We start from the raw sequence: 6,855 nt of genomic DNA on the forward strand, positions 1-6,855 counted from the left end.
CCCCCAACCCCCTCCCCCTGCCAGTCTTGGGGCAGGCCCTCCGCCACCGCCAGAGCGGGGAAGAGATGCCCGCCGGTGCCGCTGGCCGCGATCAGGAGCCTGGACATGGAGCTTCGCTGATGCGCGCGGAGCGCTACCGGGGCGCGCCTAACTTAAAAGGGCCGCCATGGCTGACCCCGATGCCGCAGTCCCGCCCGTTCCTCGCCGCGTTGCTCGCGGCCTCGGTGGTCGCCGCGCTGCCGGCGGCCAAGGCCGCTCCGCCGACTCCGGCCCTGCTCCAGAGCCTGGAGGCAGCGCTCAACAGCGGCCAGTCCTCGAATCTGGCTGCCCTGGTGGAGTCTGGCCCTGGCCTGGATCCTGCCCGGCTGGAGGCCCGCTACAAGATCCTGCGCGACCGCTTCCCGGATGCCCGCTGGCAGGTGAGTCCAGGCACCCCCTTGCGGGATGGCCGCCCCACCGTGGCGATTGTGGTGAGCGGCAGCCGCTCCGAAGGCCCATTCCGCTACACCCTTCAGGCGGAGCAGCTCCTCGCCCTCAGTGCCACCGGCTCCCGGCTGAACGGCCAGGAGTTGATCCGCGAAACCACCACCCTGCGCAGCGGTGAGGCGAACCTGCCGGTCAGCGTGCTGATTCCGGATGCGGTGCTCACCGGTCAGCGCTACGACGTGGATGTGGTCTTCGATGAACCGCTCGATGGGGCGGTCGCCGCCGGTGGCATCGCCGCGATCACCCCGGCGCAGATCAGTGCCCTGGAAACCCCTGACCTGGAGCTGGCCGCTCTCGGTGGCGGAGGACTGTTCAAGTCGGTGCAGGCGCCCCTGACGCCCGGCAGCCAGACCTGGGCCGTGCTGCTGGTGCATCCCAAGGGCATCGTCAGCACCACCAAGCGCGTGCGGGTGGTGGCCGACAAAGCCGCGCTCACCCCCTGAGGGTGTCGGGGCCCAGGTCTGGCTGGAACCACCGGGCCAGCGCAGACACATCCTCGTCGCCGTGTCCGGCGGCGATCAGGGCATCTTCGATCCCGGCCACGCTGGTGCTGATCGGCAGGGTCACTCCGGCCATGGAGGCTGTTTCGAGAGCGATCGCCAGATCCTTGCGGTGCAGGGCCAGGCGGAAGCCGAGGGGGTAGGTGTTCTCGATCATCTGGCCGGCACGGTGCTGCAGGGCCCAGGAGCCGGCGGCGCCCCCTTCGAGGGCGGCGCAGACCTGCTGCAGCGGCAGCCCCAGGGCCCTGGCCAGAGCCAGACCTTCCGCCAGGGCGGCATAGCTCCCGGCCACCAGGATCTGGTTGACGGCCTTCACCTGCTGGCCGGATCCCACCGGGCCGAAGTGGCTGATCCGGCCGCCCACTACCTCCATCAGGGGCCGGGCCCGCTCCAGCTGGTCGCTGGCGCCTCCCACCAGCAGGGAGAGCGTGCCGGCACGAGCCCCCTCGGTCCCTCCGGTGACCGGGGCATCGAGATAGCCCACCCCCAACTCGCCCAGGCGGGCGGCCAGGCGCTGGCTGGTGGCTGCCGCAATGGTGGAGAAGTCGATCACCAGGGAGCCTGAAGTCACCGACTCGGCCACCCCGGCTGGGGCAAAGAGGACCTCCTCAACGGCGGTGTCATCGCTGACGCAGACGGCGATAAGCTCCGCTGCGGCCGCCGCTTCAGCCGCTGTGGCGGCCCTGGTGGCTCCTGAGCTGGCCAGCTGCTCATCCGCCGCACGGGTGCGGTTGTGGACGGTGAGGGGAAACCCAGCCGCCAGCACCCTCTCCGCCATCGGTGCACCAAGGGCCCCCAGCCCGAGGAAGGCCACGGCCGGGAAAGATCTGGTCATCAGTCCTGCCCGTTCAGTTGGCACCTGGTGATCCGGCTACGGGAGCATGGACCTTTCGAACCATCATCGCCATGTCCTTCATCCGCAGGGCCCAGCTTGTGCTGATCCCGCCCGCCGCCGCCCTGGCGATGCTGCTGCAGGTGGGCTCAAGCCAGGCCCAGACCGGCGCCGCTCCCAGCGTCCGGCCTGCACCAACGCGCATCCAGCTGACCCCCAACCAGAAAAGTGAGCTGTTCAAAGGGCAGCGCAGTCTGTCGTTGAAGGCTCATAGCGACCAGATCAGCATCCTCCAGAAAGGAGAGCGCTGTCTGAACGAGGCCAAGGACCTGGAGGCACTCAGCGCCTGCCGCCAAACGGAACGCCAGGCCAGGCGCGAGCTGATGAACCGGAACCGGGAGGAGGCCCGGGCCCTGCATCAGCGGCTGGGTCTACCGGTTCCCCAAGGCCGCCGCGGTGACGGCCCCCGTGGCAAGGGCGGCAAGGCCGGGGCCTGGTCGGATCCGGCTGACCAGATCTGAGCGGCTTCAGGCGTCGTCGAGGGCGGCGACGCCGGGGAGCACCTTGCCCTCGAGCAGCTCGAGGCTGGCACCACCGCCGGTGGAGATGTGGCTCATCTTTTCGGCCACGCCCACCTTTTCCACCGCTGCCACGGAATCACCGCCGCCGATGATCGTGCAGCAGCCCTTGCTGCTCAGCTCGGCCAGGGTGTGGGCCACACCGTTGGTGCCGGCGGCGAACTTGTCGAACTCGAACACGCCCATGGGGCCGTTCCAGATCACCGTTTTGCAGTCGGCCAGGGCGGCCTGGAAGGCCTTGAGCGAATCCGGGCCGATATCGAGACCCATCCAGCCGTCGGGGATCACGTTCACCGAGGTGGTGAGCGTCTTGGCGTCGGGTGAGAAGGAGTCGGCCAGCACCACATCGGTGGGCAGCAGCAGCTGAACGCCCTTGGCCTTGGCCTTGGCCTCCAGCTCCTTGGCCAGCTCCAGCTTGTCCTCCTCCACCAGGCTCTTGCCCACCGCCAGCCCACGGGCCTTGTAGAAGGTGAAAATCATTCCGCCGCCGATCAGCACCTTGTCGCACTTGTCGATCAGGGCTTCGAGCACGCCGATCTTGCTGCTCACCTTGGAGCCGCCCACGATCGCCGCCAGGGGACGCTTGGGCTCATCGATGGCGCCCTGAAGGTATTGGAGTTCCTTCTCCATCAGGTGACCGGCCACGTTGGGCTTGAGGTATTCCGTCACGCCTTCGGTTGAGGCATGGGCCCGGTGGGCGGCACCGAAAGCGTCGTTCACGTACACCTCGGCCAGAGCCGCCAGCTTTTTGGCGAATTCGGTGTCGTTCTTTTCTTCTTCGGCGAAGAAACGCACGTTCTCCAGCAGCACCACATCACCGTCGGCCATGGCCGCCACCTTGGCCTCGGCATCGGGGCCGATGCAGCTGTCGGTTTTCACGACCGGCTTGCCCAGAAGCTCGCTCAGACGGGCGGCCACCGGGGTGAGGCGCATCGCTTCGTTCACTTCGCCCTTGGGCCGGCCGAAGTGGGCGGCCAGGATCACCTTGGCGCCCTTGGAGATGAGGTCGTGGATGGTGGGCAGGGCCGCACGGATGCGGGTGTCGTCGGTGATGGCACCGCTCTCATCCAGAGGTACGTTGAAGTCGACCCGCACCAGAACACGCTTGCCTTGCAGATCGGCCGCGGACAGGCTGGTCAGGGATCGCTTCGCCATGGGGTCTGGGGAGATCGAGGATGGGAGAGATTAACCCGCAGCCCTCGGCTCAGGCTCCAGGCGGGCGCTAGGACAAGTGGGGCGGCACGTTCTGTCCGACCCTTGCGCCGGGATGGCGACCACTGGATGGCGAACCCATGTTCAACACTGTTCTGTTTCCGATCGACCAGAGCCGCCAGACCATGGACACGGCGGCCGTTGCCCTGAAGCTGGCCCTGCAGCACGGCAGCCGCCTGGTGGTGCTCTCCGTGGTGGAGGCCGAAGAGGGCCTGATGCACGACGCCGCCGCCGTGGAGCGGCTGCTGGAGCAGGCCCGCAGCCATTTCGAGCAGGCTGGTGTGGCCTGTGAGGTGATTGAGCGGGAAGGGCGGCCCGCCTTCGTGATCGGGGATGTGGCCGACGAGATCGATGCCGACCTCATCGTGATGGGCACCCGTGGCCTCTCCCTGGAGGCCGATCAGCCCAGCACCGCCTCGCGGGTGATCCAGCTAGCCCCCTGCCCTGTGCTGGTGGTGCCCTGATGGAGGGGATCGCCACGCCCGCTGGTGAGGGCCTCAGCCAGTCGGCCCCCGCAATCCAGTGGTATCCCGGGCACATCGCCAAGGCGGAGCGGCAGCTGTTCACCCAGCTCGCCAAGGTGGATCTGGTGATCGAGGTGCGCGATGCCCGCATCCCCCGGGCCACAGGCCACCCACGCCTGCAGCGCTGGATGAAGGCCAAGCCGCGCCTGCTGGTGATTAACCGCCGCGACATGATCAACGAGGCGGCGCGCCAGGCCTGGGACCATTGGCTGCGCGAGCGGGGCGAGACCCCCTGGTGGTGCGACGCCAAGGTGGGTACCGGCGTGAAGCAGCTGCAGGAGGCGGCGATCCGCGCCGGATCGCAGCTCAACTCTCGCCGCGCCGGCCGGGGCATGCGGCCACGGCCGGTGCGCGCCCTGATGCTCGGCTTCCCCAACGTGGGCAAATCAGCCCTGATCAACCGCCTCGTGCGCCAGAAGGTGGTCGACAGCGCCCGCCGCGCCGGGGTCACCCGTACCCTGCGCTGGGTGCGCCTGGGCCAGGAGCTGGATCTGCTCGATGCCCCCGGGGTGCTGCCGCCGCGCCTCGATGACCAGCGCGCCGCCCTGCTGCTGGCCCTCTGCGACGACATCGGCCAGGCCGCCTATGACGGCGAAGCGGTGGCCGTGGCGTTTCTGCGCCTGCTCGAGACGCTGCAGCAGCATCCGGCAGCGGGCATCTCTTCCGGCGGTGTGCTGGGGCGCTACGGCGTGCCGGTGCCCTCCCCGATGGATGGCTGGAGCTGGCTGGAGGCCGCCGCCGCCCGCCACACCAGCGGCGACACGGCCCGCATGCCCCAGCGCCTGCTCGACGACTTCCGCCGCTCCCTGCTCGGTCCGATTGCTCTGGAGCTGCCCCCTGATCCGGCATGACTGGATTCGGCGAAGGAGAGGGGGAGCTGCTCACGCTCCAGTACCCGAAGCCGCTGCCGATGCGGCTCGACCGCTGGCTGGTCGCGCAACGCCCGGAGCAGAGCCGGGCCCGCATCCAGAAGTTCATCGATGCCGGCTACGTGCGCGTCAATGGCGTCACGGGCCGGGCCAAGACTCCCCTGCGGCTCCACGACGAGGTGCAGCTGTGGATGCCGCCGCCCGAACCACTGCCCTACCTGCTGCCCCAGCCGATCCCGCTCGATGTCCTCTTCGAGGACGCCCACCTGATCGTGCTCAACAAGCCGGCCGGCCTCACCGTGCATCCGGCGCCGGGCAACCGCGACGGCACGCTGGTGAACGGTCTCCTGCACCACTGCCCCGATCTGCCCGGGATCGGCGGTGAGATGCGCCCTGGCATCGTGCACCGCCTCGACAAGGACACCACCGGCTGCATCGTGGTCGCCAAGAGCCAGGAGGCTCTGGTGCGGCTGCAGGTGCAGATCCAGAAGCGGGTGGCCTCAAGGGAATACCTGGCGGTGGTGCATGGGGCGCCTGCGGCCTCCAGCGGCACGATCGTGGGGGCGATCGGCCGTCATCCCGCCGATCGCAAGAAGTACGCCGTGGTGGCCGAGGAGAAGGGTCGCTTCGCCTGCACCCACTGGACCCTGATCGAGCGCCTCGGCGATTACTCCCTGCTGCGCTTCCGGCTCGACACCGGCCGCACGCATCAGATCCGCGTCCACTGCGCCCACATCGGCCATCCGATCGTGGGCGATGTCACCTACAGCCGCTGCCGCAAGCTGCCGCTTGAGCTCCCGGGCCAGGCCCTGCATGCGGTGGCTCTCGGCCTGGATCATCCGATCAGCGGTGAGCGGCTGGCCTTCGAGGCTCCCCTGCCGGAGCCGTTCGAGCGCCTCCTCCACCTGCTGCGCCAGCGCTGCTGATCCAGTCCACCGCGGCGAACCCCCACATCAGCCGGCCCGGCGCAGCTCCTCCTCCGTCTCCTCGCGCATCAGATCGAACAGGGTGTCACGCTCGAACAGATCAGCCACGGCGATGGCGGCGAGTACGGCGAAGCCGATCGGCAGCAGCAGGGCGTAATCCTTGCTCAGCTCGAAGCTGAGCAGGATCGCCGTCAGAGGTGTGCGGGTGAGCGCCCCCAGAAAGGCGGCCCCACCGGCGAACAGGAGCGAGGCGGGAGCGTAGTGGACCACCACCAGGCTGAATTCCCTCAGCAGCGTCCCCAGGGAGGCCCCTACCACCAGGGCCGGGGCGAGGATGCCCCCAGGGGCCTCCGCCGCCACCGCCACCGCCGTGCCGATGGCCTGAACCACCAGGGCCAGCAGGGCCAGCACCGGCGTGGTCAGGCCCAGCAGGGTGTCGAAGCCCAGCTTGTCCGGGCTGTCGAAGGAGGAGGGCAGCGCCGCCGCCCCCGCGCCGATCACCAGCCCCACCAGGGGCAGCAGCTGCCAGGGGGGTAACCGCCAGCGCCGGAAGAGGAGCAGCAGGCGCAGCACCCAGCGCTGATACTGCATGGCCAGCAGTCCGGCCAGCACCCCGAGCAGCAGCAGGAAGGGGATGTCCACCAGGCGGAAGGTGTCGATGCGGCTGGGGTCGACCACGACCGGGTTCAGGTTGCGCATCCAGGCCGGCGATGTCGGCGCGGCCGAGAGCAGGCGCGTCCAGGCCACCGTGGCGAAGGTGGCGAAGGTGGCGATCGCGTTGACGCGGATGTCCGCCTTCTTGAGCAGTTCCTCGAGGGTGTAGGCCAGACCCCCCAGGGGGGAGTGGAAGATGGCGGCGAGGCCGGCACCGCTGCCGATGGCCACGGCCGACCGGCGGGTGCTCCCCCTGGCGCCCCCCCCCCCCCCC

9 protein-coding genes are annotated in these 6,855 nt (G+C 69.3%); 5 read left to right on the forward strand and 4 right to left on the reverse strand.

What is annotated here, in order from left to right; all coding sequences use genetic code 11:
* Nucleotides 1-107: glycosyltransferase (locus tag KBY78_RS14800; RefSeq protein WP_255144285.1), on the reverse strand; the 107-nt coding region annotated here is incomplete at its 3' end.
* Nucleotides 108-179: 72 nt separating this feature from the next.
* Here KBY78_RS14800 and KBY78_RS14805 point away from each other — a divergent pair.
* Entirely contained in the window at nucleotides 180-929 is a 750-nt protein-coding gene (locus KBY78_RS14805) for a hypothetical protein (protein WP_006173246.1), read from the forward strand.
* Here KBY78_RS14805 and KBY78_RS14810 read toward each other — a convergent pair.
* Nucleotides 919-1,821, reverse strand: coding sequence for an NAD(P)-dependent oxidoreductase (locus KBY78_RS14810; RefSeq protein ID WP_255144279.1), 903 nt, complete (start codon nucleotides 1,819-1,821; stop codon nucleotides 919-921). The two genes, KBY78_RS14805 and KBY78_RS14810, sit on opposite strands and share 11 nt — an antisense overlap.
* A 71-nt stretch (nucleotides 1,822-1,892) precedes the next feature.
* Here KBY78_RS14810 and KBY78_RS14815 point away from each other — a divergent pair, with 71 nt between their 5' ends.
* Nucleotides 1,893-2,339: a hypothetical protein gene (locus KBY78_RS14815; protein WP_255144280.1), complete on the forward strand. Its 447-nt coding sequence runs from the start codon at nucleotides 1,893-1,895 to the stop codon at nucleotides 2,337-2,339.
* A 6-nt stretch (nucleotides 2,340-2,345) separates the two neighbouring features.
* Here KBY78_RS14815 and KBY78_RS14820 read toward each other — a convergent pair whose 3' ends face one another.
* Nucleotides 2,346-3,551, reverse strand: a complete 1,206-nt coding sequence (locus KBY78_RS14820) for a phosphoglycerate kinase (protein ID WP_255144281.1) — start codon at nucleotides 3,549-3,551, stop codon at nucleotides 2,346-2,348.
* A gap of 137 nt (nucleotides 3,552-3,688) precedes the next feature.
* Between KBY78_RS14820 and KBY78_RS14825 the strand changes: the two genes are divergently transcribed.
* From KBY78_RS14825 to KBY78_RS14835, 3 genes are read left to right on the forward strand one after another with little or no spacing between them, the layout of a single operon-like run.
* A complete protein-coding gene (locus KBY78_RS14825; protein WP_006173250.1) occupies nucleotides 3,689-4,072 on the forward strand; it encodes a universal stress protein in 384 nt (127 codons plus the stop codon).
* The gene (gene ylqF, locus KBY78_RS14830) at nucleotides 4,072-4,983 is read left to right on the forward strand and encodes a ribosome biogenesis GTPase YlqF (protein WP_255144282.1); all 912 of its coding nucleotides are present in this window, start codon (nucleotides 4,072-4,074) and stop codon (nucleotides 4,981-4,983) included. Before KBY78_RS14825 ends, ylqF begins: the two co-directional genes overlap by 1 nt.
* On the forward strand, nucleotides 4,980-5,927 hold the full coding sequence (locus KBY78_RS14835; RefSeq protein ID WP_006173252.1) for an RluA family pseudouridine synthase: 948 nt from the start codon (nucleotides 4,980-4,982) through the stop codon (nucleotides 5,925-5,927). The genes ylqF and KBY78_RS14835 overlap by 4 nt, the downstream gene beginning before the upstream one ends.
* Before the next feature lie 27 nt (nucleotides 5,928-5,954).
* Here KBY78_RS14835 and KBY78_RS14840 read toward each other — a convergent pair.
* Nucleotides 5,955-6,855 (reverse strand): chloride channel protein (locus tag KBY78_RS14840; protein ID WP_255144283.1); only part of this gene is annotated, 901 nt, incomplete at its 5' end.

The sequence above is a fragment of the Synechococcus sp. EJ6-Ellesmere genome, from assembly GCF_024345875.1.
Classification (GTDB): domain Bacteria; phylum Cyanobacteriota; class Cyanobacteriia; order PCC-6307; family Cyanobiaceae; genus Regnicoccus_A; species Regnicoccus_A antarcticus.